Origin of the sequence: Natronomonas gomsonensis, from assembly GCF_024300825.1 — an archaeon.
GTDB classification, from domain to species: Archaea; Halobacteriota; Halobacteria; order Halobacteriales; family Haloarculaceae; genus Natronomonas; species Natronomonas gomsonensis.
The window spans coordinates 3,467,500-3,492,870 of record NZ_CP101323.1 but is presented as its reverse complement, the minus strand read 5'-3'; the positions used below and the strand labels follow the sequence as shown (position 1 = coordinate 3,492,870).

Here is a 25,371-nt window from a genome sequence, read left to right as displayed (position 1 = left end):
GCAGCGTCGGAGCATGTTCTACCCCTTGGACAAGCCGTCCCGTGGGCAAATCCCGAAGTTTCTGGGCCGCCCGTAGGAATACGTCTCGAGAGGCTCTATTGGAATCCCATTCTTCAGATAAATTCCCGCCTGAAACAGTCGGTCGATGAGGGTGCGAACTGGCCGGCTATTTCACCCATGAATTTGGATAGAGAAATCGTATCGGCAACTGCGACTACCGATGTGCTCGGCTATGCGGCTTCGTCTTCCTCAGCACTATAGATTTTCCAAGTGCCGTCATCTGTTTGGAGGTAGTAGATTTGAGATCTCGTTGATTCCTCATCGGCTTCTGGATTTTCAAGGGTGACCACCGTGTCAACCGTGGCGGTGGTCTCACTTTCTTCGGTAATCTCAAGCGATTGGATTGTCAGATTGAGAGCCTCATTTCGTTCGGCCGCGTCCTCGGTGTACTCACTAACCTCCCCATCAGGGTGGATGAGGGCGTTCGCCTCCTGCACTTGGCCGGCGAATATCGCGGTCAAGTATGATCGAACAGCTTCTTTGGGAGTTTCTGCGGCAGTCTGGGACGTGGCTGTTTCTGGTTGTGCTGTAGGAGATGGCGTAGGGGTCGCTGTGGAGCCTTGTCTATTGTTACCATCAGATGCCTGAGAGCAGCCTGCGACACTAGTTACCGCCGCAGCCACCCCGAGAAGGTATCGTCTCCGATTCACAATCTGGCATTTTCGTGATAAATATTAATAGTACCGATAGGCTGAATTTTTTCGAGGCTACCCCACGGTTTGTGCGTCTTTTTCAGGAGTTGCCAGCGCAGTTTCTTCACTCAGTCCCATATTTATAACCAGAATTACATTTAAGAATTTAAATCGATAAGTAAAGCGACTGTATTGACCGGACCGAGATAGAACCTGTCTCTTTCTGATGATTTCAACAGAGCTTCTCTAGAACGCTACGGCAACGTATAGCGCTGGTAGCATCAGACGGCATACCGATACGATCCGTACGATACGCCGAACGTCACGGTGAGATACATGCCGAGGCCGACAAGTACCAAGGGTGCGGCGGCGAAGTGACCGGAGAGTCCGTACCAGGTCGTCAGCAACCCGATTACGATACCGCCGGCGACCACGAAGAGATACACGAGCATCACAATCGTCGAGGGCACGACAGTCACCGTCCCCCAGAACTCTCGCTCGTCTGCGTTATGGGAGGGTATCGGACGCGTCCGTGTTGCTGATGTTGTCGCCTAATCGTTATGAAATGGAGTGGGTCGCTCGTTCAGAATCGAAGGAATCAACGGCCGAATGACCGCCAATGCTACCGAGACAAGCCGAATCACACAGTTTTATGATTCCAAACGGAGTAGTTCTGTGCGATGCCCTCCACAAGCACCACTGGAAAGGTTACCGACTGGATGACGGCCCAGCAGAACGTCACCGTCTTCACGGCAATCCTCGTCGCGCTCCCGTTGTTGTACGCGTTCAATACGGCCGTGTCCGATTCCTCCGGAAGTTTCCTCTTCTTGATTACGCTCGCCGTCGTGGTCCCCACGGCATACAACGAACTGTGGCCGCAGTACGAACAGACGTGGAAAGCCATCGGCTGGGTGGTTGTCGGCTGTACGGTGGCGGCCATCGAATTCACTGGCATCTATCTGGTCAGTGTCGAAATCGGAGCCCCCTCCTCGCTCATTGCCAGTACCGCCGCCTTCCTCGTTACGACACTCGGCAACATCGCGTGGCTCACCCTCCGAAAACGCCGGTGATTACCCACGGCTAGAGACGTAGGATTTGTCCCGTTCTTGCTCGGTCGTGTTTAGTTAAGGATGAAGAGTGAGGCGTGGTGATTTTCTGAGTGTCTATGGCAGAAATCACACGCCTCAGCGGTTGTAGCGACTGGATCGAGTTAGATTTTGTGGAGCGAGAGCGGACACCGAGCGAGCTGATGAAGCTCGGTATTCGACTCCATCTGGCTGGTCTATCACTTTCGAATACCATTCGAGAACTTGAGAAGTTCGGTGTCGAACGGTCACGAAAAGCCGTTCACGATTGGGTGCAGAAAGCCGATCTACAGCCAGCCGACGATACCAGTCCGGATCACGTTGCGCTTGACGAAACGGTGATCCAAATCAACGGTCAGCAGTTTTGGCTGTACGCCGCTGTCGATCCAGAGACAAACAAATTCCTGCACGTACGGCTGTTTACGACCACTACAACTGCATTGACACAGCGATTTCTGCAGGAACTTCGTGAGAAACACGACGTCTCTGACGCCGTGTTTCTCGTCGATTACGCCAAACATTTAGCGGCAGCACTCCGCCGAGCAGGGCTCCGATTTCAGACGATCCGGCATGGAAATCGGAATGCTGTCGAACGTATCTTTAGAGAGATAAAACGACGAACTTCTTCGTTTAGTAATAGCTTTAGCCACGTGCAGCCGACGACGGCAGAAACATGGCTGCAAGCCTTCGCCGTCTGGTGGAATTCACTTAACTAAACACGATGTCTTGCTCCCACCCAAAATTGAAGGCCGTGCGAAAGAGCCCGAACTACGCTGCCGTGACGTCTTCGAGGTCGCCGAGGTAGGTCTTCCGCTGGACGGTTCGGTCGCCGTCTTCGGTCCCCACCGAGAGGCTGTACACGCGCCCACCCATGACGCCGGTCAACTGGTCCTCGTCGGTCTGGACGAAGAAGCCACGCTTGCCCTCCGACTCGGGCACCTGAAGGACGGTGCCCGTCCGTGAGACCTCACCGCCGGAGCGGTCAGACAGATACGAGATTTCGACACGGTCGCCGCGTTCAAATGCTTCAAACATACGTCCACAATTCAGTTCCCCCGAAATAAAACTGTAGTAGTATTACGACGGGGGCGAAACCAGATGCCACCGAGAGCGAGACATTAACTGGCGCAAACACTTACTAAAGACATGAATCGAAGGGAGGTCAGGGACGCTTGGGAGGCCATCGCAGCGACGTACGCCGACCGCCGGGATGCCGACGGCTCCGATGCGGCGCTGGTCGGTGAGTTGGCAGCATCGCTCCCGCCGGAGGCGACGGTCCTCGATGTCGGTTGCGGTGACGGCGCGCGGACGCTTTCGAACCTGCCGCCAGGCAGCGTTGGGCTTGACTTCTCTCGGGAGGGCTTGAGGCTGGCTCGCCAGAACGTCCCGGAGGCGCGACTGCTCCAGGGCGATATGACCGCGCTGCCAGTGGCCGACGCCTCTGTCGACGCCATCACCGCCTACCACGCCGTGTTTCACGTCCACCGCGAGGACCACCCGACGGTGTACTGCGAGTTCGCCAGAGTGTTGCGCCCCGGCGGGACGCTGTTGATGACGCTACCGAGCGGACGGTTCCACACCGTCCGGGAAGGGTGGATGGGCGGACGGATGCTGTTTTCGGCGCCCGGCCCCGAGCGAACCCGCTCGCAGCTGGCCGACGCTGGCTTCGAGAACCTGCGAACAGCGGAGGTATCCGACCCGCTGGGCAGCACCGCCACGTTCGTCTTCGCCGACCGTACAGCCGACGCTGGCGGTGACGACGACGAGCAGTAGACCCCGTCACCGACCGGCATTCGAACAACGGCCGAGGAACGTCGCCAGTCAGGGCCTCGATTCCGCGCCAGCGTCCTCTTCAACGAGTTCCGCGAAGTTCCGCAAAAACGTCTTCTCGTCGGTGTCACCCGCCTCAGCTTCGACGAGCAACGCCTCTAAGCCGTCTCGTGAGTGATTGCATCGCTCTTTGTCGCAGGGCTTACAGAGGTACTCGAATCGCTTGCCGTCGCGATTCCAACGGTCGCCGTACTTGTCGTACTCCCGCGCCGCCGACCGCGAGACGGTGTCGCCACAGGCGATACAAACGACCGAATCGTCGTCGGCGTCAGTGGTGTTCCAGCGTCCCATCTCTATCACCGTCCCTCGTCGAACGTCTCGGTCGACACACCAGCTGTCGAAGGTGACCACATCGAACCGCCACGCTCGGGGAAAGCGTTCGCCCGCTCGGCGCGACTCCCACCGGCTTCCATCGAGTCGTTTTCGTCGAACCACATATCTAGATGGAGACCCGCTACCGCGGACTGAATTGCGCCGTACGCACTAGCTTGTTTAAGTCGCGACGAATACAGCTACCGCGGTGACAGCGGCGAATGCTATAACGCGACCGTAATCTCGAACGGCGACGAGGAATCACCCCTCGATGCGATGCGGATGCTCGTCGACGCGTCCCGACTACCGATACCCAAGCAACCGAAGCCCGTTCAGCGAGACGAGTACTGTCGAGCCCTCGTGACCGATTACTGCAAGTGGCAGCGGGATGCCCCAGAGCAGAATCGTGCCGACCATGAGCGCGATCGCGCCGAACGCGATGGCGAGATTGACGGTGAGCGTCCGGCGGGTCTTGCGTCCGAGCCCGAGGACGTAGGGAATCTTGCTGAGGTCGTCGCCCATCAGTACCACGTCGGCAGTGTCGAGGGCAACGTCGGTTCCGGCACCGCCCATCGCGATGCCGAGCGTCGCCGTCGCCAGCGCCGGCGCGTCGTTGACGCCGTCGCCAACCATCGCCACGTTCTCGTGGCGGTCGACGAGAGCTTCGATAGTCGTCACTTTCTCCTCGGGCAGCAGTTCCGCCTGCACTTCGTCGATACCGACCTCGTCGGAGATTCGCTGTGCGACGCGCTCGTTGTCGCCCGTCAGCATCACGATGTGCTCCACGCCGAGCGACCGCAGTTCGGCGATCATCTCGGCAGCTCCGGGCCGAACCGTGTCGGTGAACGCGAGCCACCCTAGAACGGAAACGGTGTCGCCGTCCTCCCGGGCGACGATGACGCTCGTTTTTCCCTCTGCCTCCAGCGTTTGGAGGCGGTCGAGGCCGGCGTCGAGCCCCTCGATCGCTGCGTCTTCGAGGACGGTCCTGAAGTAACTTCGATTCCCGATGTGGACGGTGCTGCCTTCGACTTCGGCGCGAACGCCTTTCCCCGCAGCGGACTGAAAGCGCCGTGCGTCGGGGACGTCGAGTGACCGCTCGTCTGCTGCGGCCACCGTCGCACGAGCGAGGTGGTGTTCCGAGCGGGACTGTACTGCGGCCGCAAGCGAGAGCAGTCCGTCGTCGGTTAGCGCCTCCGCGGCCGTCTCGCGGACGAAGACGTCCGTCAACTGTGTATCGCCTTTCGTGAGCGTCCCCGTCTTGTCGAAGGCGACCGCGTCGATGTTCGCTGCCGCTTCCACGTGTTCGCCGCCCTTAAACAGGACGCCCTGCCGACCGCCGGAGGCGATCGCCGAGAGGACCGCCGCGGGCGTCGAGATGATGACTGCACACGGCGACGCGGCGACCATGAGCGTCATCGCACGGTAGAACGTGCTGGTGAACTCGCTTCCGAGCGCGAGCGGAAGACCGATCGCCGCGATCGTGAGTGCGAACACGCCGAGGACGTACGGTTGTTCGAGGCGGTCGATGAGCCGCTGGGTCGGGGCCTTCTCGCTTTGTGCGTTTTCGACCATATCGATGAGGCGGCTGATTGCCGACTCGTGAGCCTGTCGTGTGACTTCGATTTCGAGACTTCCGCTCTCGTTTATCGTCCCACCGAACACCTCGTCGCCGGACTCCTTCGGCACGGGCACGGACTCGCCGGTGAGGGAGGCCTGGTCGACCGTCCCTTCGCCGGACGTGACGACGCCGTCGAGCGGGATGCGGTCGCCGGGGCGGACGACGAACACGTCGCCAACGACGACATCATCGATAGGGACGGTGACTTCCTCGCCGTCGCGAAGTACCTGAGCTTCGTCCGGCCGCATCTCGATGAGAGACTTGATTGCCCGGCGCGACCGGCCAATCGCGTAATGCTGGAGTGTATTCGATAGCGAGAACAGAAAGAGGAGCATCGCGCCCTCGAACGGGGCTCCAATCGAGAGGGCGCCGACTGCGGCGACGATCATCAAGAGGTCGATGTCGACGGCGCGGTGGCGGAGCGTCTCGATTGCGCCTTTGAGTCCGTACCAGCCGCCGAAGACGTAGGCGACGCCGTAGCCGGCCCACATGAGCAGTGGCGGTCCATTGAGCCACCCCGTCAGGAGACCGGTCACCATCCCGAACAGCGTCAGCCCGACGAACACCGCCTCGCGTCGGAGTTCCGACCGCGTACTCACCTCGTCCGTTGTCGTGTCGGGGTCGTCCTGAATCGAGACGTTCCGGTCGCGGACCGCGTCTCGAATCGTCTCCTCGGAGATGACTTCCTCGTCGTAGGTGACTCGAGCGCTCCCCGTTCGGAAGGAGACATCAACGTCGTGGACGCCGGACATACCCTTGAGGTGGCCTTCGAGTGCCCGCGCGCCCGCTTCGCCACGACCCCCGCGTCGTTCAATGCGGACCGTACACGTAGAGCGCGGGGTAGATTCAGTAACGGCCACGTTCTCTATACCATTGGCGTGTCGGGATTTGACGTTTTAGATTCGCTAACGAGTTTCTCGAGTCCTTCGAGACTCTTGAACGCGTGTTCGTTCTGTTCTGCTTGAATCATGCGATGATCGTAACTGGAATTCGCGCTCGTCGGGTGACGGTCTCGGCAACGCTGCCGAGAAATGTCCGGTCGATTCCCGAGCGGCCGTGACTGCCCATGACAATCTGATCGATGTCGTTTTCGTCAGCGTACTTCAGAATCGCTCGTGCGGGCCTGCCGACTTCGGTGACCGTCTTGAGGTCAATGTCGTGTCCTGCCGCGATGTCCGTGGCCGTCCCGTGGATGCTGGTTGCGCGCGCTTTGGCATTGTCGTACCAGTCCTCAGCCGCTGATAAACCGCCGGCCTCTACGTCCATCACCGAGTTAATCGGGTTGATGACGTACATCGCAGTGAGGGTCGCATCCGAGAAGTTCTCTATCGCGTACGTGAGCGCACGCTCGGCAAGCGGCGACCCGTCGAAGGCGATGAGAACGTTCTCGGGCATACGAAGAGACTTTGACCCGGACAGAAAAGAGTGTACTGCTCAGACCACCGCGTGGAGGGACTCCCTTAAGGCGTGTCTCTGTTACACGTGATTTTTCTGGCTGTTCGGGTGCATCACTCTCCGTCCAGCAGGAACGACCGGACGTCGGGAGCCGTCCGCGTTGGGTCTTCTTCCATCGGGATGTGACCTAACCCCTCATAGACGACGAGTTCGGCACCAGCTATCTCACGGGCGAACCGCTCGCCGTGTGCCGGCGGGATGATTGCGTCCTCGCTGCCCCACAGCACGAGCGTCGGCGTGTTGACCCGCGGGACGTCGGCGCTCCGATCGCCGGTCTGGACATCCAGATCGGCGATCGCGTCGCGGTTGCCCGCCCGCAGGAGTAAGTCGTGGTAGCGAGTCACCGTCTCGGGTGCCATCCGCGCAGGGTTGCCGTAGGCCTTCCGGACGGCGAGCAACGTCAACGTTCGTGGCGTGAGGTGTCTGAGTGGCCACGAGAGCGGGCCGAGGTCCCGGACCCGTCGCAGCCACCGCGTCTCCGTGCGTGGATAGCCCGCGGCGCCGACCAACACCAGACGGTCGACGCGGTCGGGGTAGTCAACCGCGAACCGCCAGGCAATCTCGCCGCCCCGGGAGCTCCCTGCAAGCGACGCCCGCTCGATGCCAACGGCGTCGAGGAAGGCCGCGAGAAAGTCGACGGTCTCCTGGATGCCGTTGTGTCCTTCCGGGTGGGGGCCGGTGAGGCCGAACCCCGGGAGATCGAGGCTCACGATTCGCACCTCATCTGAGAGTTCCTCGGTCCACCCCTCCCAGGTATGGAGCGACGCGAAAACCCCGTGACAACACACCAGCGTCGGCGCGTCGGGGTCCTCGGGGCCGACGTCGCGGTAGTGAACGGCCAACCCGTCGACGGTCACGAACCGTGAGTCAGGATACGTGTACCGCTCACGGAGTATCTCCGGCTCCCGGTCCGATTCGTAGCCCGCATACAGCGCCAAACCAAGCATGCCGCCTGCAAGAGACCGGCGAATCCACCGGCCGAGTCCCCTCTCGTCACGCCCCGTTTCGCCGTCCCCGTTATCCGGCCGTCCGGGGACCAGAGTATCCATGGAGCTACCACGGCGACTGCCCCCAAGTGCTTAGGGGATTCGCCTCCGGAAGGGCCCCAGCTACTACTGTCACCCTCTTAATCACAAAAGAGATAATGTACTCGCCCACGACTACTCACCTGCACACAGGTCAGTTACTGTGTCCCAACCACTGCACTGCTGTGTGCCAGCCCGGTCACCTCACGTGACCGGATTCCTACTACCGGCCGTCAGCCCAACCGATGAACAACGACCCAATCGAAGACCCCCAGTCGGCAGCAATCGAGCAACTCGAGCGATTCGGGTTGAGTGCGTACGCCGCACGGACGTTCGTCGCCCTCGCGAGTCTGGGGACGGGAACGGCCAGAGACATCAGTCAGGTATCAGACGTACCACGTACCCGCGTGTACGATGCGGTCGACGAATTACACGACCGGGGACTCGTCGATATCCTCCAGTCCTCACCCAAGCAGTTCTGGGCGATTTCCGCCGAAACCGCGAGCCGAACATTCGAACACGAACTCCAAAATCGGACTGACATCCTTCGAGTGGCACTGAGTGACCTCGAACCCGTCGAACGACGAACCGAACAGCGGGGCGTCTGGACGGTCGATGGACAGCGGTCGGTCACGGACCGAGTCATCGAGTTCTTCGAGAACGCGGAAGAGGAAATCGTCTACATGACGGTCGAGGACCTCCTCACCGACGACCTAATCGATGCGTTGAGCGAGGCCGCAGCGCGTGGTGTCTCCATCAAGCTTGGCGGCGTCTCGGCACCTGTCCAAGAGCGCATCCAAGACGACATCCCTGGGGCGACGATGTTCGAGTCGCTGTGGGTCTGGTCGGACACGTCCGCGGGCCGGCTCATGATGATCGACGGGCGAAAGACCCTCGTGAGCGCACTCGTCAACGGTGCGGACGCGTCGCCATCCGACCCACGCTCGGAGACCGCCATCTGGGGCGAAGGCGACAGGAACAGTCTGGTCGTCGTGTTGAAGGCGATATTCACCTGGCGACTTGATTCAGAGACCCCAGAGGAATAACCGCCAACGAACCCCCACTCTGTGTAATCCTTCATATGAACCCACAATCAAAATCACACCAACCCGCACGGAAGAGAAATCAGTCATGACGACACCGAATCGACCAGGGGAAGATGATTCAGTTCCTGATGAGAACCCGATAGTTCAAACGGAGTTCGACTGGGAGTCGGTCGCACCAAGTACGGCCGTTATCGAGACGATAGCCATCGCAGCGAACACGGACCCGTCTGAAATCGAGCCGCTGTACGACTCCGTCAACTCGGATGCCTTAGACAACCTCATCGAGTCAAGTGCGACACGTCCAACCAATGGCGTCACCACCGTCTCGTTTACAGCCTCGGCGTACGAGGTGAGCGTCACCGGTAGCGGAACTGTCGCCGTTCGCCACATCGACGAAGAGAGCTGATACTGCCTGATGCCCCACGTGTCTCTCGGATAATCAAAATTCCATCACCTGTGAAAATTGATGAGTTGAAACGGTAGCGCACCCTATTTCGTTGGAAGATGAATGACCTTGATGGAGTGATGCATGCGCTATCGGACGAGCGCCGTCGACAGATACTAATCGCACTCCGCAAGGAGGAGCAAGTCCATCCGTTCTCCGGTGGCGAGGCCGAAGAAGACGGAGCTATCCAGCTCCACCACGTCCACCTCCCGCTCCTCGAGAAAAACGACCTCGTCGCGTGGAATCAGGAAACGGGCACCGTGAAGCGAGGGAGCGATTTCGAGGCCGCCGAATCCATACTCACCGCGTTGGAGGCCCGCAGTGACGTACTGCCCGACGACTATCTTCCCGAGGAGGGGAGAATATGTTAGGGAAAGTCAAGACCATACTTGGTCGACTGCAGATGGGGGTCGCAGACGGGGTCGGTGACGGGTGGCCACAGGGGCACACATCGGTTAGCGGGCATGGCGGGCCGCCGGACGACTCCACCACGGAGGGGTCTGGTGTCGCCCAGCAACCGTATCTGTACAGCTGTTCGTCATGTGACCAAATCTACGTGGCCACCGACAAACACACGTGTTCGACGTGCGGCACCGCCGTCGAGCGCGTCGAACGGACCGAGTGAACGACGGGATTCGTTCGCATTACGATAGCGATTGTGAGTTGTTGAGTAAAACAGTAGTAGCACGAACGAGTCCGCGTTGTGTCCGTCTGTTTTCTCGAAGAGTAGTTGTACTTTTCTGAGTGACAATACGCCAGCCATTCACCCCCGCAGCTGGCGACTGTCTGCTTTGTGAGAGGTACAAACCGTCCCGTGTGACATCGAAGTAATGTTTCGAGTGACAACCTCTATCCGTATCCCGGCACAATTGGTAGTCTAGCCCGTTCAAACGGGACGGTTGGGACACAATGAATGCACCCGAAAACATCGAAGAGGCAATCGAAGTACTCCAGCAACTCGGGTTGAAGGAATACGAGGCGCGGTGTTTCGTCGGCTTGTCACGGGTAGAGACAGGGACGGCGAAGAAACTCAGCGAGTTGACCGAGGTGCCTCGAACCAGGGTGTACGACGCGATTCGGGTACTGGAGGCCCAAGGGTTGGTCGAAATCCACCATTCGAGTCCACAACGGTTCCGCGCGGTTTCACTCGAAGAAGCGACCGAAACGCTCCGCGACCAATACGAGGCCCGCGTCGAACGACTTCAGGACGCCCTCGACACCGTCGAAATCGTCGATGAAGACGACGAAGAGCCGGTTCAACAAGTGTGGTCGATGTCCGGGAACGACGGCATCGAAAATCGAGCCGAAGAGCTCATCGAGACGGCAGACGACGAAATCGTACTCGTCATCGGCGACGAGTCGCTACTGACCGATAGCCTCGTGACGACCCTCAACGAGGTCGAAAGCGGCGCCGAGTTACTCATCGGCGCGTTGACTGAACCGCTACAGGAACAGATTCAAGCCGCCATCCCTGACGCTACGACATTCATCTCGGGGCTGGAGTGGTTACACGGTGTGGACGCCACCGAAGAGGAAACCGCCATCGGTCGGTTGTTGCTAATCGACCGCTCGACGATTCTCGTGAGTTCGATTATGCCCGTGACGAAAGAGGAACAAGCGATTTTCGGAGAGGGGTTCGGAAACGGCCTCATCGTTATCGCCCGTCGGCTCATGTCACAGGGGCTGTTGACCGAGCGCGACCCCGCCTCGTAGGCCCTCGGATGCCGCCCGCTGGCCCGTCACCCGAGGTCGCCGTCGGCCCCGTTCGAACGCTCGTTGCGGATATCGGATTCGAGTTGTTCGAGCGTGAGGTACTCGCCGTTGTCGACCGTGACCCAGCACCTGCTGTAGACGAACGTCAGACGGCCGCCCACTCGTGAGCGGCCGTCATCCTGCGATTCGAACAGCGAATCCAACGCAGTGGGTTCGAGAACGTCCGCGAGCGGCCGAAGTGACTGGGGGTCACGACCCTCGACGGCGCTCACCGCACGGACCACGGCCGTACTCGTGGCTTCTTCCGGTCCGATCTCGTACTCCATACTACCGTATCGTGGTGGACGAAGAAAACGCACCTGAATTTCACCCATATTATCAAAACAGTACTTCAGGCTAGTCGAAACCGTGAAATTGGCCGTGCCTATTCCGCGAGCGTCCGACCACCTTCTGTCTCTTAAATAAGTGCGTCGTACCGGAAAATGGCGCTAAATAACTAACCGTGGGTATCGCCACCGACGATGTGTACCATGCCACTCTATATGGACGTGCATCGGGATGTCGATGCAAGCGTTGAGGATGTCGTAGAAGCTCACAAGAAGGATCTCGAGACCCAGGAGAAACACGGTGTGAAATACCTGAATTACTGGGTAGACGAAGACGAGGGGGCCGTCTTTTGTCTCTTTGAAGGCCCCAGCAAAGAAGCCGGTGAGAAGGTCCACAAAGAAGCCCACGGCCTCACTGCGGACGAAATCTTCGAAGTCGAACAGGGCGAGTGACTCACCTGTTGTGCCGCAGCAGTTCGCGGACGCCGGCGTACTGCTTGCGTGACTAATTGCGTGTCCCGGTCGGACGCCGAGCATACGGCCACCGTGTTGATTCGAGAGCACCACTGGGAAAAACGAACACCCTCGGCCGCCTACACCGGGTCGAGTTCGTCCTCGTCGTCAGTGATGAGGTCCTGTATCTCCTGGTCGCGCCGCTGTTCGGCGGCAGTGATTCGTTCTTTGGCATCGACGGCCTGCTGTTGGAGTTCCTTGACGCGCTGGATGTCGGTCACGTTCGACAGCAACACCGCCACGGAGATCACGTCGCGTGCCCTCCGTGGGTCGTCACCGGCGAGCACTTCGTTGCTGTCGGTTTCGCCTTCGAGCCAGCGCCGACCGCTTTCGACTCCCTTTCGGGATAACACCTCCGGCGGCCCGGAGACGACGATGAGCGACCGCTCGGCCGACGAGACAGTCGACGGACAGGTCAACCGGGATTGAACGCTTTTCTGGACGAGACTGCTGATTTTCGTCGCTGAATCGGCGCCGTCGGTGTCGGCCGGCGCGGTGCCGCGGAGCCGGTCGAGCAGCCCCGTCCGGTCGGCGCCGCGGCGGTCGGCCTCGGCGTAACCGATGACGCTGAGGCCGCCGGTCGCGAGGGTTCGGCGAATGTCGCTGGAGTCCATCGCGTTTTCCGACACCTGTGAGCCGTCGATTTCGCCGGCCGAAAGCAGCGTCGCCACGCGTTTGGCGAGTTCCTCGTTCGTCGATTCATAGCCCGCCTCGACGGTGTCACCGCTCTGCCGCCAGGCGTCGTTATCGAAGAGGATGAGGTTCTCGGTGGCGTCCGCAAACGACTGCAACGACCGGGCGGCGTTCAGCGCCGGTCGGCCACCCTCCTCGGTGCTCGGAAGGACACCCAGCCCGTACACCGGTTCGTTGTACGTCTCTCGGAGCGTCTCGGCCAACACCGGCGCGCCGCCGCTGCCCGTGCCGCCGCCGAGGCCGGCAACGATGAGGAAGCCGTCGATGGCGTAAATCGGGACTCGGTCGAGTGCACGCTCGATTTCGTGGGCGTCTTGTTCGGCAATTTCGGCGCCGAGGTCGGGGTCGCCACCCGCGCCGTGGCCCTTCGACCGGTGGTCGGTTTGCCCGATGAGAACTCGATTCTCGTCGGGGACGTACTCGAGCCGTTCGAGGTCGACCCGAGCGGAGTTGACGGCGAGCGCGGCGCTGGTCAGCGTCCGACCGGTTTCGCGTTCGAATTCGAGGAGTTTGTCCGTAATCTTCGACCCCGCGTTCCCGAAGCCGATGAGGGCGAGTTTCATCGTCCCCAGTGGTCGCCCTCGTTTCGGCTTAGTTAATTGCTAACTATGAACGTACTTCGAGCTGTCCTCGGTACATCCCGTTGTCGAAGCAACAGCCCCGCATATCCATTTGTTAAAATTATCGCATCTTTGTTTGATAATCCGGGTTAAAAGCAGAGGTTTCTGCATAGACCGTGACTTTATCTACACCACGTTCACGCGAGTAGAGGCCCCGTCGGGACATGGTGAGACAAAACATGACCGCACCTCCACAACAGCTGTCGACCGATACAGCCTTCGAGTTATTAGCCCACGAGCAGCGACGAAGGGCCCTCCGACACGTCGTTGACGAAGACGGACACACGACGGTTGACCAACTCGTCGACGCACTCCTGACGGACACGTCACCCTCGGTCGACCCGGAAACGGCGCGTGAGCAACTCGAGATTCGACTTCACCACTTAATTCAGCGAGGGAGTCCCGCCGTTCACGGCGGCGGGAATCGCGTAAGCTCCGAGAAGCAGTCAATATTCAACAACCCGGCCACCCCCCAATTTTATATAAACATAGCGCCACAAGTGGCAGATAGATGGAGATCAATCGTACCGCTGTCGTGAAACTCTCCGTCCCTAGCAACCGTCGTGACGACCTGAAACGAACAATGAATACGTTTCGGGACGCAACACAGCGGTTCGCAGACCGTGGATGGGAGGGGGACGACGACGGGTACGTGATTACATCAGGTAATCATCTCCAACGACTCGTGTACGACGACATACGCGAGGATACTGCCCTCCACGCTGACCTGTGCGTGGGGGCGGCTAACCATGCCGCAGACGTTCTCACATCGGTGGTCGAGAAGATGAAAGACGGCGAACGAGTCTCACAACCCGTGTTCAGGTCAAACACGACCGTGTACAACACGAACGCGATCACCTACTTCGACGGCTACTGTTCGTTGACCGCATACGGCGGCAGTCGCATTCATGCAGAATACGTCTACCCCACGGACTCGATTCAGGCCGAATATTTGGAAAGCGACAAGTGGACAAAACAGGGTGCGAAACTCCGGTACGACCATCAGACTGATACCTACTATCTCCACGTTTCTGTGAAGCAGGAACGCGAAGAAACGTCGGCAGAAGCCGAGAACAAAACAGTTCTTGGCGTCGACCGGAACGTGGACGGGTATCTTGCCGTTACTAGCACAGGCGCGTTCATCGGGAACGCAGACCTGCTAAATCACAAACGCCGCGAATACGAACGTCGCCGCGCTCGCCTCCAACAACAGGGAACACGAAGCGCACACCTCACCATCCAGTCCATCGGTGATACCTTCGCTAACTGGTCAGAGGACTTCTTACATCACGCCTCGAAAGAACTGGTCAAAGAAGCGGTTTCTCAGGGCTGTACGACCATCGTATTCGAGGAGTTGGAGAACATCCGAGAACGCATCTCGAACGCCTCGAAGTTCCAGCAGTGGACATTCAACGAACTGAAACGCCAAGTCGAGTACAAAGCGAACGAAGAAGGAATCACGGTTGAGACAGTCCATCCGGCCTACACCAGTCAACGGTGTTCCGAAACAGGGTGTGGATTCACGCATGAAGACAACCGTGACGGCGACGAGTTCGTGTGCCAGAAATGCGGCAAAGAGCTCCACAGTGACTACAACGCGGCGCGAAACATTGCACACAAATTCATCCAGAACCGGCGCAAGTCTGGTTCTGGAGGGGCAACCTATCACCTTGCCCTGAAGTCGGGAACAGTGAACGGGAACGGCGACTACTCGCCTTCCACAGTGTAGTGGACAGACCGGGAGTTCACCGACAAACCCCGCCGTTCACGGCGGGTGTAGGTGATACGCATCTGCCGCTGTTGCAGGAGGCGGGCGTCATCGAATACGACCCGCAGCGCGAAACGATTCGGTACCACGCCACCGACATCGTCGAGGAGCTACTGAAGTAGTGTTAGTTGAAATCACCGCACCCGCCAGCGTGCTGGGGCTTCTCGAGAACCGACCACTTCCGGAGGGGACGACCTCAAGTTCGAACGAACCGCCTTCGGGTTCGATGGCGGGCCCCGTTCACTCGTGGTGACTCGAAGGCGCGTCTCGAACAGTTCTCAAAAACCACCGAGCAGGGTGGTTCCGGCGTGTAGTGACAGAGAGGTTGGGACCAGTCTGCGGCCACACGCCATATTACCCTGCGTGCCAATCCCACATAGACGTACTGTGATTAACTGGGTTAATCCACTCACGGAGGCGGTCGTTCGACGCCTCGAACCCGTGCTATCGGCGAATATCGTGACTATCCGAGTGACAGTTCGTGAGTACGAAACGACGTACTAAACACCTAGGACATGAACGAACCGCTAGCGGTTGAGGTTGGGACCAATGGATCATACGTCAAAACAAGAACACGCGATTGGATTGCTCCAGGAACTTGGGCTCAAGGAGTACGAGGCCAAGTCGTTCGTGGCACTCACGCGCCGGCAGAGTGGCACGGCGAAAGACATCAGCGAGACCTCCGAAGTTCCCCGGACGCGCGTCTACGACGCGATTCGGGTCCTCGAAGAGAAGGGGCTGGTCGAGACCCAACACTCCAATCCACAGGTGTTTCGAGCCGTCTCGATAGACGAGGCCATCAACACCCTTCAGGCGGAGTACACCGAGCGCACCGAATCGCTCCGTGACACGCTGCGGGGCCTCGAACCGGTCGAGGACACAGAATCGACGGACGTCACCCACGGGGTGTGGATGCTCTCCGACGACCAAGGCATCACGAGTCGGACGGAGCAATTAATCGAGCAGGCCGAAGAGGAAGTGATTCTCGTCGTCGGCCACGAGAGTATTTTCACCGACCACCTGACCGAGCAGTTGCGGGCGGCCCAAAGGCGGGGCGTCGACGTCATCGTCGGCACCATCGACGAGGCGCTCCACACCGAGATTCAAGGGTCGCTCCCCGAAGTCGAGGTGTTCGTGTCGGAACTGGAGTGGTTGAGTCAGTCCCCACTACCGGACGACGACACCGAAATCAGTCGGCTGTTGATGGTCGACCGAGAAGCGATTCTGGTGAGTTCGTTCACCGAAACCGAAGCGGAGCGGCGAGCACACGAACAGGGCGTTTTCGGGACCGGATTCGACAACGGCCTCGTCACCATCGTTCGGCGGCTGATGGCCACCGGACTGCTGTTCGAGAACGGCCGAGTGGACACCGACAGCTGAACAGCCCGCACAGAATGCGGTGATTAGAGAAAATGCAGGAGAAACCCCACGGCTTTAGCCGTGGGATGAATCCGTAAGCTCCGTTCCACAAACCACCGGACGTAGCCACTCTGACCCCCCAACGTTGATAAACTCCTAACACCACATCTAATTTATGGAAGTGCGGCGCACTGTCCCCGTCGCGCTTGACGTGGATAGTGACGACGACGCACTTCTCCGCGATACCGTTGACGAATTTCTGTTCGCGGCACAGTACGTGGTTGACCACGCCTTCCACGGCGAATACGTTACCACAAGCAAAAGCCAGCTGCAAGACGAAACCTACGACGATGTGTGCGACCAGACACCCCTGAACACAGGGTTGGTCCAAAACGCCCGCAACAAAGCCGCTGAAGCCTGCAAGAGTGTGGTTGAACGCTGGAAAACCGGCAAGAAAGCCTCGAAACCGCGTATGACTTCCCCGCACGTCGTCTACGACCACCGCACCGCCACGTTCTACGACGACTACGTGTCTCTCGCCACCACGGATGGTCGAGTTGAAGCCGACTACGTGTTACCAGACGAAGACAGTGACACGCCCCACGCCGAATACCTGTTCTCTGACGAGTACGAGACGACTGGGGCGGAGGTACACCGGAAGCACGGCGAGTGGCAACTTCATATCCACTGCAAGAGGGAAGTGGAGTCTGACACCCCGGACCAGGCAACGACCGCGCACGGAACGGTGCTTGGCGTTGACCTCGGCGTGAACAACCTCGCCGTCACCTCAACAGGGACGTTCTGGACTGGCGACGAGTTCGACCACTGGCGGCGTGAATACGAGAAGCGGCGTGGCGACCTACAAGAGTGTGGCACGCGATGGGCACACGAGAATATGCAGGCTGTCGGACGCAAAGAGGAAGGCCGGTTCAAGCTGACGCTTCACCGGATAGCGAACGAGTTGGTGGCTGAAGCTCGTGACCACGAGTGTTCGGTGATCGCGTTCGAGGACTTGACCGACATTCGTGAGCGTACCGGTGCGTCGTGGGGCCACAAGTGGGCGTTCAATCGCCTCTACAAGTACGTCGAATACAAAGCCGCAGAGTACGGGATAGACGTGGAACAGGTTGACCCAGAGAACACGTCGCGTCGGTGTTCTCACTGTGGATTCACGCACCCGGATAACCGCGAGAGTGAGTCCTTTGAGTGTCAGAAGTGCGGCTACGAAAACCACGCCGACTACAACGCCGCGAAGAATATCGGACTACGGTATCTTCGTCGCACCCAAACTGGGAGCGACGAAGGCGCACTCTTGGGCGTGCGCTTGAACAGCGGGACGCTGAACGAGAACGGTGAGTATGAATCACCTGCCTCGACCGAGGCGAGAACGGGAGTCCACGCTGAATCCCACCGCTTCAGCGGTGGGTAGCTCAAGTGAGCCGCCAGAGCAACGACCGGAGTTTGTAACTCAACGACCCGTTCTGGTAGCCCCGCCAGCCGCTCATCCCACCGCGCAACGTCACCGCATCGTATCCTTCCTCGTTGAGCAGGCTGGTGGCGCGTTTCGCGACGACGCCCATCTTACAGATGACCACCACATCGCGGTCGCTCGGGATGTCGTGGAGGTGCCGCCGGAGCGTGGCGTCGTCGCCCCCGCGTAGGTCGTCGTAGACGGCGACGTTGTGACTGTTCTCGATGGCGCCGGACTGGAACGAGCGTTCCGGGCGGATGTCGAGGAGGAACGGGTCGGAATCCGTGTCGGAGTCGAGGCGGTCGGCCAACTCGTTCGGGCGGATACTGCTCATCGAATAGAGATTGTACTCGCGATACAAAACCGCCCCGTTTCGCCCGCTTTCGTGTTCGTGAAAATCACAAAAACGGCCGCAACGGCTCCCCACCTGTGACCGCCTCAGCGGCGACGATGCGGTCGTGAGCGACGCACGCGCCCGTGGCGAGCAAGGCGGCGCCGATGCCAGCGATTCCCACCGGGGCCGTCACGAGATTCCCAGCGCCGGCGAGATACACCACCGAGAGCGCCCCGAGCCCGTTGAACGACCCGTGGAAGAACGCCGCGGCCAGCACCGACTCCGCACGAACCGTGAGGTAGGTGTACACCGGCGAGACAGCCACCGTCGCGACGGTCATCACGAAGACGCCGACAATCGGTGCCTCCGGAAAGTTGTGGCCCTGCAGGATGATTGGTGCGTGCCAGAGTCCCCAAACGGCACCTGTAAGCACCGAGACCTTCCAGAACCCGAGCGGCGACAGTTCCTCGAGCAACAGACCGCGCCATCCGAGTTCCTCACCCAGCGCGGCGAGAGCGTTAATCGTCAGCCCGGCACCGAGTCCCTGGACGGCGAACAACAGTGCGGGCGGCCCCGGGAACGCTTCGAGTTGGGCGATGGCTTCCTCGACTTGCGCCTGTGGAAGGCCGAGGTCAAGGAGAAATGCCGCGTAGTCGGTCGTCACCGACACGCCGGGCAGCAGCGCGCCCACGCCGATGGTCGCGGCGACGAGAGCGAGGGGGGCGAGCCAGCCAACGGCCAGCCACCGAGGTCGGCCGAGACGCAGACCACAGCCGTCACGAATCGATCCGCCGGCGCGGTACTGAACGAGTATCGCGGCGATTGCAGGCGCCCACATGAACAGGGCGACGACGAGGACGGTCCCGGCAATGGTTTGCAGTTCGACACCGGCAACGTAGAGAGCGCCCGCACTCGTCCAGGAAATGCCGAAAGCGAGCGCGAGGAACGCCCCCACCTTCCGAGTGTCGACCGCGTCGAACGCCGGTTCAGCGGCAGTTCTGGAGGACATTGGTGAGTCTGGACCGCCGGACCTCAAAAACGTAGGGCCCAGGGTCTACTCGTCCTCGACGGGACGGCGGTCGGGAATCAGATCGAAGTCGGGTTCGATATCGCCCAACACGAGCAGGGCGTAGTACCGCAGGTACGCGAGCACCGGAACTTGAGCGAGCGCCGCGAGGACGATGAGCGCCACGACGAACACGGCCGCGAGCACCCCGATGATGACGAGGCCGGCCGTCGAGAACGACAGCGCCAGATACGTAACGCCACCCAAGATGACAAACGGGATAGCCACGATGACTGCGCCGATACCGACCGCAATCGACAGCAGGAAGGCGGCGACGATGCCCAGGCCGAAGGCGACGAGCGCGTAGGCGAGGTACTCCTTCCATTCGGCTTTCAGGGACGACCAGAGTCGACCCCACGCGGCGAGGACGCCGCTGTCGTTTTGAATCATGAGCGGAACGACGAACGCGGTCGTGAAGCCGTCGATGACCCCGTAGACGAGCGCCGCGAGGAAGATGAGCGGAATCCCGATGACGAAGGCGGCGATACCCGGGGCAGCGTTACCGGTGAGCAGCGGCACCAACAGAAGCGCCAACCACCCGACGACGAGCAACAGGAAGGGGAGGCCGATAAGGAGACGGAAGCCGAACAGGCGAAGTCCCTGTCTCCACCGTCGATTCCAGTAGCGCCGAATCGACACCCTGCCGCTGCGGAGCGATTCGATGAAGACGAACTCCATTATCGACCCGATTATCGCGAACGCGAGGCCGATGACGAGAACGGCGGCCACGACCAGGCCGACAATCAGGAGGAAGTCGTCCGGAAGCGTCGAGGGGATGCCGTCGGGGAGTTGCCCCGGCTGTTGCCCCGGCGTGTCGCTCGGCGTCCCGCCGGTGTTGAAGTTCCCCGTCGGCGCACTCGTCGACCCGCCGATGAAAAAGGCGACGAGGGCGAGTTTGAGCCACCGCCGTAACTCGAACGGGAACAGGAACTCCCGTGTGACATCTATCGCGTCGCTAACGTCGTCGATGGCATGGAGGGCCATACAGAGATAATCGGCGACATCCCCGATAGCGTTTTGGGTGGTTCTCAACCGCTGAGACACCGTCGGAGACGGCAAAAGGCGTTGACGACGTGTCAGAAGCGTATCAGCCCCCATACCACGACCCCTTCCTACTCGAGAAACCCAGAATCGAGGGCGCGAACTAATCCTTCCGTGACCAGGCGGCAACCACTACCGCGAGGGCGATGGCCACGAGGCCGAAAAGCGCCGCGGTCGGGATGCCGCCACCGATGCCAGCCGTTGGCTCTCGGGGAGTCACCGTTTGGCCAGCGAGACTCGCCGTGATTGGGACGACTCTCGTGACACGCGCCGTGCTTCCGTTGGCTCTCTCGATGGTGAGCGTAACCGCCGCTTCCTCGCTCGTCTTCGCGGGCAGTTCCAAGACTCGTCCGTGTCGGTCGGCGGACCCATCACCGTCAATGTCCCAGCTGTATGCTTCGACGGCGTCTTCTGTTACTGCCGGTTCGGCGGTGAGTTTGACCGAGTCGTTCTCGCTCGGGTCGTTCGGGCTGTACCGGAACCACGCTCCACTGTCCGTGGCCGTTTCGGTCGTCGACGTCGGAGTCGGGGTCAGGGTCCCAGTCGACGAGCTTGCCGACCCCGACTCGGTTGGAGTCGGCGTGACGGTCGAGGTCGGAGAAGTCGTCGGTGTCGGGGTGAGAGTTGGCATTGGCGTCGTCGGAGTGGCTGTTGGCGTCGGGGTGAGCGTCGCCGTTGGTGTCGGCGTCGCGTCGGTCACGGAGAGCGTGCCACAGGACGCGGTGTCACTGGATTCGCCACCGCTGTAGGACCAGACCTTCACCCGCGGCTCGTAGGTCCCCGCTTCGGAGTAGGCGACCACTCTGGAAGGCTGAGTAGTGTACTGGCCGAAGGAGCCGTCCCCGTACCGGTCGTACTGGAATTCGTCGGCGTTCTCGGAGTTCGAGGCGTCAATCGTCACTGACTCCCCAACCTGGACACTCGTCTCCGAGACCGTACAGCTGGCAACCGCCGCCGACGTGGGAGTGGGCGTCACCGTGGGCATCGGAGCTGCCGTCGGTGTTGGCGTCACTGTGGGCATCGGGGTCGGCGTCGGTGTCGGCGTCACCGTAGGCATCGGGGTCGGCGTCGGTGTCGGCGTCACTGTGGGCATCGGAGTCGATGTCGGTGTCGGCGTCACCGTAGGCATCGGAGTCGGCGTTGCTTCGGTCACCGTGATACTGCCACAGGATGCGACGTCACTGGATTCAGCATCAGATGACCAGACTTTCACTTGCGGTTCGTAGGTCCCTGCTTCGGAGTACGCGACCGTTCTCGAAGACTCATACGTATACTCGCCGAACGAGCCATCGCCATACCTGTCGTACTGGTAGCCAAAGGCGTTTTCGGACGCCGAGGCGTCGATAGTCACCGACTCACCTACTTGGACGCTCGTGTCCGAAACAGTACAGCTGGCGACAGGATGGCTGCTGGTAACGGCCATCATTGTCGGCGCCACGTCGCCGTCAGCCATCGTATCGCTCGTCGTGCCCCCACCGACGGCCGGGGTTGCACCGAATATCAGAACCCCGGCCAGCGCCAGCAGAACGACCACACCACCCGCGTAGCTGAGTCCCAAGAGACGCCTCGGCGTCGCCCGATTACAGCGGTTCCACTCGTCTGTCTCGTCGTCAATCCATGGATTCATCCCGATTCACTACTCCCGTGACCCACCCAATGCCGTCGGTACACTCCGGTGTGAGTGTCGGTGAGAACGGTCGCCCGTCGCCTCGATTCGGCGATTTCCAGCCTCACCGTGGTCGTTGTCTCTGTGCAGCCTCATCTGTGCTTGTTTCTCCAACCCCCGATATAAATCTAAGCGTGGATTACGGCGGTAACCACGGTTACGCGCGGAAAATCCGAATCATTCGGAGGCGTCGGAATCGGGACGCTGCCCTACGGAAGTCACGGCCGAAAAGAGACTTCCAGCAAGTCCGAGTACCCCAATTCCGAGCGAGGCGAGAACAATCGTTCCGGACGTACCGTACCCTCTCGCCTCGATTCGAACGGCGGTGTTCAGATAAGGATGAAGAGTGAGGCGGTGTGTTTTCTGAGTGGTTCATGCCCGAAAACACACGCCTCAGCGGATGTTTGGACGAGATTGAGTTAGGTTTTGTGGAGCGCGAAGCGACACCGCGACTGCTAATGAAGCTCGGTATTCACCTCCATTTGGCTGGATTATCACTTTCGAATACCGTTTCTATTCTTGAGATATTCGGTGTCAATCGGGCGCGATCTACCGTCCACAACTGGGTTCATAAAGCCGATCTACAGCCCGAGTCTGATCAGAACCCGAATCACGTTGCAGTCGATGAAACCGTGATTCGACTCAATAACGAGCAGTACTGGCTGTATGCCGCAGTCGATCCGACGACGAACGAAGTACTCCAGACAGCGCTTGAACCGACCACAAACAGCGTTCTTGCTCAAGCATTCTTTGCTGAACTCCGCAAAAAACACAACGTCGAGGACGCTGTCTTTCTCATCGACGGCTCGCACTCGTTGAAAGACGCCTGCCGTCGTCACGGCCTCGATTTCAGATACGAAAAACACGGAAATCGGAACAGCGTCGAACGTGTCTTTCGTGAGATAAAACGACGAACTACCAGCTTCTCAAACTGTTTCAGCAACGCCGAAGCAGACACCGCCGACGATTGGCTTCGATCCTTCGCCTTCGCATGGAATCAGCTTATCTGAACACTACCATTCGAACGGCCCAAAGCATCAACACGATACTGAACAGGAGAGCATCTCTCGACAGGGACATCTAGTAGGGCGGGAACGGCAGCCGTATTAAGGATTTTTCACCCCACTCGGGGGAGTCCCACATTGGCGAAGAAGCAGACGCTATCGGGAGTTAGCAAACACATGAGATACAGAACGTTTCTCAGCCTATCTGGACTGCGAATACAATCTGATTGTTCAGCATGACGTGAAGTGGCTGGCCAGCGTCGTCCCACGCTTGTGTCTCCGAGTACGACGAGTCCCGAGTCGAATCGATAAAGGAGACGTCCACGTCGTAGTCACCCCCCATTATTACGTTGTTGTTGATTACCGTCTGTTCGTTCGGGCTGAGTTTAAGACGGGTGTCGATTGGGGAAGCCTCACTGTCCCGTTGTGTGACAGTCAGCTCGACGGTCCGTGCCACGTCGCCATCGTTGTGTATGATAACATCAGTTGCCCCCCGGCTACTCGCGAAGGGACCGCTACACCCGGAAAGACCCACAACAGTCATCGAGCCAACGCCGCCGAGGAGGGCACGCCGAGACCAATTCGAGCGCATACATCGGGGTCAGAACAGGTGCATAAGTATCTTCTCCAGAACCCCCTGGAGACGGTATGTGGTCTATGGGAGTGCTGCGGTCTGCGTTCCACGCGAACAGGTGCGAGCGCCACGTACTCAGTCGACCCACGTTCGTGACAGTTGCTCGCGCGGTGTCGTACTGTACTCGCCCTCCTCGAAGACGGTCACACGACCGGTCTCTTCGCTCAACGTCATCGTCGTGACCACGTCCGGCCGAGCGGATGTATCGAGTGCGCTCATGTGCCGAGACCCCATCCAATCTGCGTACGGACTTGAGTCCTCCCGAGAACGTTCCGACTCAGGAGAGTAGCTTCGGAACCGGACCAGCTGTTCCTGTACGACACCGTCGACGCTCACGACCACCGCACCGTCTCGAGTGCGAGCGACCTCGGTCGTCGCCTCGTAGAACCCATCCACGTCGTCGAGGATATTACGATTGTCGACGTCGGGCCAGCGATTGTTCCCCATCGGGTCCGCGTGATTTCTGACGGTGGGCCCGGAGACGACGGCGAAATACAGCCCCGGGCCGGTGACGTACGGCTCCTCCCAGCGCTCGAAGGACAGGCTGATGTCCTCCATACAGACCCGAATCCGGTCGATCAACTCCTGCACCCGTTCGTGCGACCGATAGGCGATGTCCAACGGGTCGGCTGTAGTCATACTCCCCACTCGTATCGGGAGGGATATAGAACTCCGTACACGTCCCGTTTCGGCGCTCGAATCGTGTCGGCAAACGGTGAAGGGAGTGCCCCGCCAACGTCCCACCAGAGATGTACGACCGAATCGTAATCGCCGTCGATGGGAGTGAAGAAGCCCGTCGAGCGGCGAGACGGGGGCTCGCACTCGCGAAGGCCTTCGATGCGGAGGTGGATGTGGTCTCTGTCGTCGAGCGGAAAACGCTCCGACTTACGGAGACGGCCGACGAGAAGCGCCAACTGCGAGAACGCGGCGAGGAAGCCCTCGCAGAAATCGAGGACATCGCAGCAGAGGTCGGCCACACCGTCCGGACGGAACTGCTCGAAGGCAAGCCCGCCGCCCAAATCTGTGACCACGCAGAGTCGACTGACGCCGATTTACTCGTCGTCGGGAGACAGGGACGGACGGGGCTCGGTCGCCGTCTGTTGGGCGGCGTTACCGAACAGGTCCTCCATCGGGGCGACACGCCTGTGCTCGTCGTTCCGGATGGCGACGTGAATGAACTGGACGCCGATTATTCGGACGTTCTTATCCCGACGGACGGCAGCGACAACGCCGAGGTGGCGGTCCCGCATGGTATCGGTGTCGCCGAACGCTGTGGTTCGACGCTCCACGTGTTGAACGTCGTCGACCTGCAAGCTGCAGGCGGCGTGTTCGACGCCGGCGGACTCGACCGGGCGTTCATCGAACGACTCGAAGCGAGAGGCCAGGACGCAGTCGACCGCGTCGCGACGGACATCACGGAATCCGTCCCGTCGCTGACGGTCGAGACCGCCGTCGAACGGACGACTTCGATGGATGGAGCGGCCGCCGGCATCGAAGAATACCTCGAGGAGAACGGAATCGGCCTCGTGGTGATGGGGTCACACGGCCGGTCGAACCTCACGCGTCAACTCCTCGGTAGCGTCGCCTCGACCGTGCTTCGGACGGTCGACGTTCCAGTTCTCGTGGTGAAACGACCCGACTGACCCGGGCTGCGA

30 protein-coding genes and 1 pseudogene are annotated in these 25,371 nt (G+C 60.0%); 15 read left to right on the top strand and 16 right to left on the bottom strand.

Annotation, left to right across the window (positions count from 1 at the left end; all coding sequences use genetic code 11):
- Positions 1 to 230 precede the first annotated feature (230 nt).
- Together NMP98_RS19685 and NMP98_RS18565 are read right to left on the bottom strand one after the other, a co-directional pair.
- A complete protein-coding gene (locus NMP98_RS19685; RefSeq protein WP_497007565.1) occupies positions 231 to 683 on the bottom strand; it encodes a hypothetical protein in 453 nt (150 codons plus the stop codon).
- A 290-nt stretch (positions 684 to 973) separates the two neighbouring features.
- Positions 974 to 1,195: pseudogene (locus tag NMP98_RS18565) on the bottom strand (hypothetical protein); the annotation flags it as partial.
- A gap of 177 nt (positions 1,196 to 1,372) precedes the next feature.
- Here NMP98_RS18565 and NMP98_RS18560 point away from each other — a divergent pair.
- Positions 1,373 to 1,762 carry a DUF7987 family protein gene (locus NMP98_RS18560; RefSeq protein ID WP_254859334.1) on the top strand — a complete coding sequence of 130 codons (390 nt, stop codon included), beginning with the start codon at positions 1,373 to 1,375 and terminating at the stop codon, positions 1,760 to 1,762.
- A 95-nt stretch (positions 1,763 to 1,857) separates the two neighbouring features.
- Entirely contained in the window at positions 1,858 to 2,493 is a 636-nt protein-coding gene (locus NMP98_RS18555) for an IS6 family transposase (RefSeq protein WP_254857797.1), read from the top strand.
- A gap of 52 nt (positions 2,494 to 2,545) precedes the next feature.
- Here the strand turns inward: NMP98_RS18555 and NMP98_RS18550 are convergent, their stop codons facing one another.
- On the bottom strand, positions 2,546 to 2,812 hold the full coding sequence (locus NMP98_RS18550; RefSeq protein ID WP_254859333.1) for a hypothetical protein: 267 nt from the start codon (positions 2,810 to 2,812) through the stop codon (positions 2,546 to 2,548).
- 111 nt (positions 2,813 to 2,923) lie between these two features.
- On the opposite strand from NMP98_RS18550, the gene NMP98_RS18545 reads away from it, so the two are divergent.
- Positions 2,924 to 3,550 carry a class I SAM-dependent methyltransferase gene (locus NMP98_RS18545; RefSeq protein WP_254859332.1) on the top strand — a complete coding sequence of 209 codons (627 nt, stop codon included), beginning with the start codon at positions 2,924 to 2,926 and terminating at the stop codon, positions 3,548 to 3,550.
- Between the two features lie 48 nt (positions 3,551 to 3,598).
- Here the strand turns inward: NMP98_RS18545 and NMP98_RS18540 are convergent, their stop codons facing one another.
- The 5 genes from NMP98_RS18540 to NMP98_RS18520 form a co-directional block, all read right to left on the bottom strand.
- Positions 3,599 to 3,898 carry a DUF7562 family protein gene (locus NMP98_RS18540; protein ID WP_254859331.1) on the bottom strand — a complete coding sequence of 100 codons (300 nt, stop codon included), beginning with the start codon at positions 3,896 to 3,898 and terminating at the stop codon, positions 3,599 to 3,601.
- 5 nt (positions 3,899 to 3,903) lie between these two features.
- On the bottom strand, positions 3,904 to 4,044 hold the full coding sequence (locus tag NMP98_RS18535; RefSeq protein WP_254859330.1) for a hypothetical protein: 141 nt from the start codon (positions 4,042 to 4,044) through the stop codon (positions 3,904 to 3,906).
- A gap of 178 nt (positions 4,045 to 4,222) precedes the next feature.
- Positions 4,223 to 6,397, bottom strand: a complete 2,175-nt coding sequence (locus tag NMP98_RS18530) for a heavy metal translocating P-type ATPase (RefSeq protein ID WP_326494499.1) — start codon at positions 6,395 to 6,397, stop codon at positions 4,223 to 4,225.
- A gap of 106 nt (positions 6,398 to 6,503) precedes the next feature.
- A complete protein-coding gene (locus tag NMP98_RS18525; protein ID WP_254859328.1) occupies positions 6,504 to 6,932 on the bottom strand; it encodes a universal stress protein in 429 nt (142 codons plus the stop codon).
- Positions 6,933 to 7,045: 113 nt separating this feature from the next.
- Positions 7,046 to 8,041, bottom strand: a complete 996-nt coding sequence (locus tag NMP98_RS18520) for an alpha/beta fold hydrolase (RefSeq protein ID WP_254859327.1) — start codon at positions 8,039 to 8,041, stop codon at positions 7,046 to 7,048.
- Between the two features lie 221 nt (positions 8,042 to 8,262).
- On the opposite strand from NMP98_RS18520, the gene NMP98_RS18515 reads away from it, so the two are divergent.
- From NMP98_RS18515 to NMP98_RS18495, 5 genes are all read left to right on the top strand, one after another.
- Positions 8,263 to 9,063: a TrmB family transcriptional regulator gene (locus NMP98_RS18515; RefSeq protein WP_254859326.1), complete on the top strand. Its 801-nt coding sequence runs from the start codon at positions 8,263 to 8,265 to the stop codon at positions 9,061 to 9,063.
- 85 nt (positions 9,064 to 9,148) lie between these two features.
- Positions 9,149 to 9,469 carry a HalOD1 output domain-containing protein gene (locus NMP98_RS18510; RefSeq protein WP_156707334.1) on the top strand — a complete coding sequence of 107 codons (321 nt, stop codon included), beginning with the start codon at positions 9,149 to 9,151 and terminating at the stop codon, positions 9,467 to 9,469.
- A gap of 98 nt (positions 9,470 to 9,567) precedes the next feature.
- Positions 9,568 to 9,879 carry a hypothetical protein gene (locus tag NMP98_RS18505; RefSeq protein ID WP_254859325.1) on the top strand — a complete coding sequence of 104 codons (312 nt, stop codon included), beginning with the start codon at positions 9,568 to 9,570 and terminating at the stop codon, positions 9,877 to 9,879.
- Positions 9,873 to 10,133, top strand: coding sequence for a hypothetical protein (locus tag NMP98_RS18500; RefSeq protein WP_254859324.1), 261 nt, complete (start codon positions 9,873 to 9,875; stop codon positions 10,131 to 10,133). The genes NMP98_RS18505 and NMP98_RS18500 overlap by 7 nt, the downstream gene beginning before the upstream one ends.
- Before the next feature lie 284 nt (positions 10,134 to 10,417).
- A complete protein-coding gene (locus tag NMP98_RS18495) occupies positions 10,418 to 11,221 on the top strand; it encodes a TrmB family transcriptional regulator (protein ID WP_254859323.1) in 804 nt (267 codons plus the stop codon).
- Positions 11,222 to 11,247: 26 nt separating this feature from the next.
- Here the strand turns inward: NMP98_RS18495 and NMP98_RS18490 are convergent, their stop codons facing one another.
- A complete protein-coding gene (locus tag NMP98_RS18490) occupies positions 11,248 to 11,547 on the bottom strand; it encodes a HalOD1 output domain-containing protein (protein ID WP_254859322.1) in 300 nt (99 codons plus the stop codon).
- Between the two features lie 204 nt (positions 11,548 to 11,751).
- Here NMP98_RS18490 and NMP98_RS18485 point away from each other — a divergent pair, with 204 nt between their 5' ends.
- Positions 11,752 to 12,000, top strand: a complete 249-nt coding sequence (locus NMP98_RS18485; protein WP_156707339.1) for a DUF4242 domain-containing protein — start codon at positions 11,752 to 11,754, stop codon at positions 11,998 to 12,000.
- A gap of 140 nt (positions 12,001 to 12,140) precedes the next feature.
- Here the strand turns inward: NMP98_RS18485 and NMP98_RS18480 are convergent, their stop codons facing one another.
- Entirely contained in the window at positions 12,141 to 13,316 is a 1,176-nt protein-coding gene (locus NMP98_RS18480) for a tubulin/FtsZ family protein (protein WP_254859321.1), read from the bottom strand.
- Between the two features lie 568 nt (positions 13,317 to 13,884).
- On the opposite strand from NMP98_RS18480, the gene NMP98_RS18475 reads away from it, so the two are divergent.
- The 4 genes from NMP98_RS18475 to NMP98_RS18460 all read left to right on the top strand — a co-directional run bounded on the left by NMP98_RS18475 (position 13,885) and on the right by NMP98_RS18460 (position 17,929).
- Positions 13,885 to 15,102: an RNA-guided endonuclease InsQ/TnpB family protein gene (locus tag NMP98_RS18475; RefSeq protein WP_254859320.1), complete on the top strand. Its 1,218-nt coding sequence runs from the start codon at positions 13,885 to 13,887 to the stop codon at positions 15,100 to 15,102.
- The gene (locus NMP98_RS18470) at positions 15,102 to 15,263 is read left to right on the top strand and encodes a hypothetical protein (protein WP_254859319.1); all 162 of its coding nucleotides are present in this window, start codon (positions 15,102 to 15,104) and stop codon (positions 15,261 to 15,263) included. The genes NMP98_RS18475 and NMP98_RS18470 overlap by 1 nt, the downstream gene beginning before the upstream one ends.
- Positions 15,264 to 15,690: 427 nt before the next feature.
- Positions 15,691 to 16,521, top strand: a complete 831-nt coding sequence (locus NMP98_RS18465; protein ID WP_254859318.1) for a TrmB family transcriptional regulator — start codon at positions 15,691 to 15,693, stop codon at positions 16,519 to 16,521.
- A 154-nt stretch (positions 16,522 to 16,675) separates the two neighbouring features.
- Positions 16,676 to 17,929, top strand: coding sequence for an RNA-guided endonuclease InsQ/TnpB family protein (locus tag NMP98_RS18460; RefSeq protein ID WP_254859317.1), 1,254 nt, complete (start codon positions 16,676 to 16,678; stop codon positions 17,927 to 17,929).
- Position 17,930: 1 nt separating this feature from the next.
- Here the strand turns inward: NMP98_RS18460 and NMP98_RS18455 are convergent, their stop codons facing one another.
- The 4 genes from NMP98_RS18455 to NMP98_RS18440 form a co-directional block, all read right to left on the bottom strand.
- On the bottom strand, positions 17,931 to 18,305 hold the full coding sequence (locus NMP98_RS18455) for a rhodanese-like domain-containing protein (RefSeq protein ID WP_254859316.1): 375 nt from the start codon (positions 18,303 to 18,305) through the stop codon (positions 17,931 to 17,933).
- A 64-nt stretch (positions 18,306 to 18,369) separates the two neighbouring features.
- Complete coding sequence (locus NMP98_RS18450) at positions 18,370 to 19,314, bottom strand: CPBP family intramembrane glutamic endopeptidase (RefSeq protein WP_254859315.1); 945 nt, start codon at positions 19,312 to 19,314, stop codon at positions 18,370 to 18,372.
- A gap of 45 nt (positions 19,315 to 19,359) precedes the next feature.
- Complete coding sequence (locus NMP98_RS18445; RefSeq protein ID WP_254859314.1) at positions 19,360 to 20,403, bottom strand: DUF7544 domain-containing protein; 1,044 nt, start codon at positions 20,401 to 20,403, stop codon at positions 19,360 to 19,362.
- A gap of 112 nt (positions 20,404 to 20,515) precedes the next feature.
- A complete protein-coding gene (locus tag NMP98_RS18440) occupies positions 20,516 to 22,039 on the bottom strand; it encodes a hypothetical protein (RefSeq protein ID WP_254859313.1) in 1,524 nt (507 codons plus the stop codon).
- 413 nt (positions 22,040 to 22,452) lie between these two features.
- On the opposite strand from NMP98_RS18440, the gene NMP98_RS18435 reads away from it, so the two are divergent.
- Positions 22,453 to 23,088 carry an IS6 family transposase gene (locus NMP98_RS18435; protein WP_254859312.1) on the top strand — a complete coding sequence of 212 codons (636 nt, stop codon included), beginning with the start codon at positions 22,453 to 22,455 and terminating at the stop codon, positions 23,086 to 23,088.
- 190 nt (positions 23,089 to 23,278) lie between these two features.
- On the opposite strand, the gene NMP98_RS18430 is transcribed toward NMP98_RS18435, so the two are convergent.
- Together NMP98_RS18430 and NMP98_RS18425 are read right to left on the bottom strand one after the other, a co-directional pair.
- Entirely contained in the window at positions 23,279 to 23,674 is a 396-nt protein-coding gene (locus tag NMP98_RS18430; protein WP_254859311.1) for a hypothetical protein, read from the bottom strand.
- Between the two features lie 117 nt (positions 23,675 to 23,791).
- Complete coding sequence (locus NMP98_RS18425; protein WP_254859310.1) at positions 23,792 to 24,355, bottom strand: diadenylate cyclase; 564 nt, start codon at positions 24,353 to 24,355, stop codon at positions 23,792 to 23,794.
- Between the two features lie 110 nt (positions 24,356 to 24,465).
- Between NMP98_RS18425 and NMP98_RS18420 the strand changes: the two genes are divergently transcribed.
- On the top strand, positions 24,466 to 25,359 hold the full coding sequence (locus tag NMP98_RS18420) for a universal stress protein (protein WP_254859309.1): 894 nt from the start codon (positions 24,466 to 24,468) through the stop codon (positions 25,357 to 25,359).
- The last annotated feature ends 12 nt before the right edge of the window (positions 25,360 to 25,371 follow it).

Bases quoted from the DNA above. Each gene is read 5' to 3' on its own strand.
- NMP98_RS18450 (WP_254859315.1), bottom strand. From the start codon at position 19,314: ATGTCCTCCAGAACTGCCGCTGAACCGGCGTTCGACGCGGTCGACACT.
- NMP98_RS18465 (WP_254859318.1), top strand. From the start codon at position 15,691: ATGGATCATACGTCAAAACAAGAACACGCGATTGGATTGCTCCAGGAA.
- NMP98_RS18495 (WP_254859323.1), top strand. From the start codon at position 10,418: ATGAATGCACCCGAAAACATCGAAGAGGCAATCGAAGTACTCCAGCAA.
- NMP98_RS18425 (WP_254859310.1), bottom strand. From the start codon at position 24,355: ATGACTACAGCCGACCCGTTGGACATCGCCTATCGGTCGCACGAACGG.
- NMP98_RS18520 (WP_254859327.1), bottom strand. From the start codon at position 8,041: ATGGATACTCTGGTCCCCGGACGGCCGGATAACGGGGACGGCGAAACG.
- NMP98_RS18435 (WP_254859312.1), top strand. From the start codon at position 22,453: ATGCCCGAAAACACACGCCTCAGCGGATGTTTGGACGAGATTGAGTTA.
- NMP98_RS18430 (WP_254859311.1), bottom strand. From the start codon at position 23,674: ATGCGCTCGAATTGGTCTCGGCGTGCCCTCCTCGGCGGCGTTGGCTCG.
- NMP98_RS18515 (WP_254859326.1), top strand. From the start codon at position 8,263: ATGAACAACGACCCAATCGAAGACCCCCAGTCGGCAGCAATCGAGCAA.
- NMP98_RS18555 (WP_254857797.1), top strand. From the start codon at position 1,858: ATGGCAGAAATCACACGCCTCAGCGGTTGTAGCGACTGGATCGAGTTA.
- NMP98_RS18480 (WP_254859321.1), bottom strand. From the start codon at position 13,316: ATGAAACTCGCCCTCATCGGCTTCGGGAACGCGGGGTCGAAGATTACG.
- NMP98_RS18545 (WP_254859332.1), top strand. From the start codon at position 2,924: ATGAATCGAAGGGAGGTCAGGGACGCTTGGGAGGCCATCGCAGCGACG.
- NMP98_RS18540 (WP_254859331.1), bottom strand. From the start codon at position 3,898: ATGGGACGCTGGAACACCACTGACGCCGACGACGATTCGGTCGTTTGT.
- NMP98_RS18485 (WP_156707339.1), top strand. From the start codon at position 11,752: ATGCCACTCTATATGGACGTGCATCGGGATGTCGATGCAAGCGTTGAG.
- NMP98_RS18490 (WP_254859322.1), bottom strand. From the start codon at position 11,547: ATGGAGTACGAGATCGGACCGGAAGAAGCCACGAGTACGGCCGTGGTC.
- NMP98_RS18460 (WP_254859317.1), top strand. From the start codon at position 16,676: ATGGAAGTGCGGCGCACTGTCCCCGTCGCGCTTGACGTGGATAGTGAC.
- NMP98_RS18510 (WP_156707334.1), top strand. From the start codon at position 9,149: ATGACGACACCGAATCGACCAGGGGAAGATGATTCAGTTCCTGATGAG.
- NMP98_RS18475 (WP_254859320.1), top strand. From the start codon at position 13,885: ATGGAGATCAATCGTACCGCTGTCGTGAAACTCTCCGTCCCTAGCAAC.
- NMP98_RS18420 (WP_254859309.1), top strand. From the start codon at position 24,466: ATGTACGACCGAATCGTAATCGCCGTCGATGGGAGTGAAGAAGCCCGT.
- NMP98_RS18455 (WP_254859316.1), bottom strand. From the start codon at position 18,305: ATGAGCAGTATCCGCCCGAACGAGTTGGCCGACCGCCTCGACTCCGAC.
- NMP98_RS18440 (WP_254859313.1), bottom strand. From the start codon at position 22,039: ATGAATCCATGGATTGACGACGAGACAGACGAGTGGAACCGCTGTAAT.
- NMP98_RS18500 (WP_254859324.1), top strand. From the start codon at position 9,873: ATGTTAGGGAAAGTCAAGACCATACTTGGTCGACTGCAGATGGGGGTC.
- NMP98_RS18550 (WP_254859333.1), bottom strand. From the start codon at position 2,812: ATGTTTGAAGCATTTGAACGCGGCGACCGTGTCGAAATCTCGTATCTG.
- NMP98_RS18525 (WP_254859328.1), bottom strand. From the start codon at position 6,932: ATGCCCGAGAACGTTCTCATCGCCTTCGACGGGTCGCCGCTTGCCGAG.
- NMP98_RS18535 (WP_254859330.1), bottom strand. From the start codon at position 4,044: ATGTGGTTCGACGAAAACGACTCGATGGAAGCCGGTGGGAGTCGCGCC.
- NMP98_RS18505 (WP_254859325.1), top strand. From the start codon at position 9,568: ATGAATGACCTTGATGGAGTGATGCATGCGCTATCGGACGAGCGCCGT.
- NMP98_RS18560 (WP_254859334.1), top strand. From the start codon at position 1,373: ATGCCCTCCACAAGCACCACTGGAAAGGTTACCGACTGGATGACGGCC.